Below are 2,663 nucleotides of genomic sequence, written 5' to 3' on the forward strand. Positions count from 1 at the left end.
TTTTACGCATTATAATATATTACCAATAAGTAAATATATATTAACTTTATTTCTTTGTTTATCTTGCTGAAAATCAGTACCTTTATAGTGTAATTAAGATATATAACTGTAAAGATATGACTGTAAGGAAAAGCGAAAAAGACAAAGAGATCACCAGACTGAAACGTGAGCTTAACAAGGTCAATAACGACTTGGCGAAGAAGAAGGAGGAATTGAAATCAACCAGATCGGAGCTTAGGGGGCTCAAGGCTGAGAATAATAAAAAAAAAGAGCAGACCATAAGACTGACAGAGGAACAAAGCAGATTACTTTCCGAACTGCTTGGGGATACAAGTATAACGAACTCGTGATTAGGCTTGCAGTCCTGCTAAGATCTCGCTTGCCAATCTGTGGTTCACGGTCTATAGTTGTAATACTGGAGATCCTCAACGAGTGCTTCAAGGGAGAACTGTTTGACAGCATTCCATGCAATCAAGTCATAGAGGATTGGTGCGAAAAGGCGGGGTTAGATATGCATACGAAAGTCAAGGATCAATTCGTGGACAATGAGTACATCACCATCACGGATGAGAGTATTTCTGTAGGCAAGCAGAAGTTGCTGCTTCAATTAGCCGCTCCAGCTGACAGTACAGGAAAGCCCTTATCCCACTCTGACGTAAGCATTGTCGGGATGAGCGTCAGTCCGTCGTGGACTGGGGATAGTGTAAAAGCCGAGATGGAGAAGACTTCGAAAAGCATTGGCAGGAGGCCTCTGTATTCAGTTTCTGACAACGGTTACAATCTATGTAACGCTTGTCGTGATGCCGGTATACCGCACCACAGAGACATCAGCCACACTTTTGGCACCATATTAAAGAAGTATTTCTCTGACTCTCCGGATTTCAAGGAATTTACAGGACTTATGGAGAAGAAACGCCTTGCCTACCAGCTAACAGATAAGGCAATAGTTCTTCCACCTAAACAACGAGCAATAGCCAGATTCATGAATACATTTGTTTGGGTGAAATGGGCGCACAAACTTCTTGAGAGGTATGACCGGCTCACGGATGAGCAGAAGGAAGCTGCACGCTTTATGCTGGACAACAAAGACCTCATTGAAGAGCTAAACAGCATCCGAAAATGCATGGAATATGTTGAAATGAGATGCAAGAATGACGGACTGAGCAAAGAGCTGGCAAAGTTTCTCATTTGGCGGATAACCGCGGACCTAATCACCCCAGCAGGTGGTACCAGAAGAATGAGGAGTGTTGGCCTTGACATGTGGGAATATCTTCAAGAGGAATGTAAACTGCTTCAATCGGATACGGATGTACATATTGTCTCATCAGACATTATAGAATCTTGTTTCGGAGTATTCAAGGCGATGAAGTCTCCAGACAAGCTCTGCGGGGTGACAAAGCATGCATTGGTTTTACCATTGGCTATAAACTTCATTTCGAAAGAGAGCAGAGAATCATTCGATTTTATTGCGGCCATGGAGAATGTCCACTATAAAGATTTAGACGAATGGGCTGGCTTCAATTTATACGGAAACCCAACTCAGGAGAGGAAAGACCTTACCCGAAAAATTGGATAGAATTATGAGCACAGACTTGACACCCTACCTGCAATATTCTCGTAATTGTCCATTATCAGTCGCTTCACTATTACTGAGCGGCTCTCTCCGTTTCCGTTGTCCACCTTCTCAATGAGAGCTGAAAAAAGACCTTCAAAGAAACCACGGACCATAGACCTAATGGTCTTGTGTCTGTCTATATTGTCTGTACGCATAGTATCTGCTTATATTAAGTATCATTCCCTTGTGTCCGAGCCATGGACTATTGTTTTCGGGTGCTGTCATGTTTTTCTTGTATTAATCTTCGCCAAAGGTGCAACTTTACTTTGACACAGACGAAAGAGAAGACCAAAATAGATACTTTTTGTTCTCACTCCCTGTCTGGCGCAAGAGCCACAGCTTGAAGTTTGAGAGAAATTTCTCTGATGATGTGATCACTCGATGATTCCTTGACGAATACACATATCGGCAATTTACTCCCATCGCTGAGCAAGTATATTCCTGCATCACCAATATCCGTTGTTCCATCCTTATTGGTATCCCCTGAGCCTGTCTTGTGCAATAGCGCAGCTCCTTCAGGAGTAGCTGCAGGCAGCCTATCCATGCCAGTCTCACATTTCATCATCGTTTCCCAAATGAACTGAAGAATCGGGGTGTCTGAATGATGACTTGAAAACCACTGCAACAACAAGGCCATATCTTTGGGTGTAGCCTTGTTGTATCTACAGCACGAATGATCCGCACGCATCTGCCTTTCAGTCTTACGAATATAAATTCTCTTAAAGCCAAGTTCGCGGATATAAGATTCGACATCTTTCGGAGCGCCACATTGTTTGAAGAGAACATCGCAAGCGTTGTTGTCACTGAGCATGAGAGAGTAACTGATGAGTTCTGCATAGGTGAACGACTGAGATGTCTTTATGTCTCCTAACTTGGGCGACCAGGTGCCCTCTATCAATTCCTCTTTGGTGACTTTGACAGAGTCGGAAAGACGAATATTATTTCTCTGCATCCAGTCTGCCACGAACAATGCCTGAGGGAACTTCATGACACTGTTCATCGGGAAATACTTATTCTCATGAATGCCATAGAATTGTCCGTCCTTTAT

3 protein-coding genes are annotated in these 2,663 nt (G+C 43.1%); 2 read left to right on the top strand and 1 reads right to left on the bottom strand.

Features of this window, described 5'->3' with window-relative positions:
* Positions 1-116: 116 nt before the first annotated feature.
* Positions 117-350: a hypothetical protein gene (locus tag NG346_RS14265; protein WP_154535653.1), complete on the top strand. Its 234-nt coding sequence runs from the start codon at positions 117-119 to the stop codon at positions 348-350.
* 161 nt (positions 351-511) lie between these two features.
* Positions 512-1,576, top strand: coding sequence for a hypothetical protein (locus tag NG346_RS14270; RefSeq protein ID WP_154535654.1), 1,065 nt, complete (start codon positions 512-514; stop codon positions 1,574-1,576).
* A 349-nt stretch (positions 1,577-1,925) separates the two neighbouring features.
* Here NG346_RS14270 and NG346_RS14275 read toward each other — a convergent pair.
* Positions 1,926-2,663, bottom strand: a 738-nt coding sequence (locus NG346_RS14275; RefSeq protein WP_262288904.1) for a serine hydrolase, incomplete at its 5' end; no start/stop codon positions are given.

This window comes from Hallella absiana (genome assembly GCF_025457485.1).
Taxonomy (GTDB): Bacteria; Bacteroidota; Bacteroidia; order Bacteroidales; family Bacteroidaceae; genus Prevotella; species Prevotella absiana.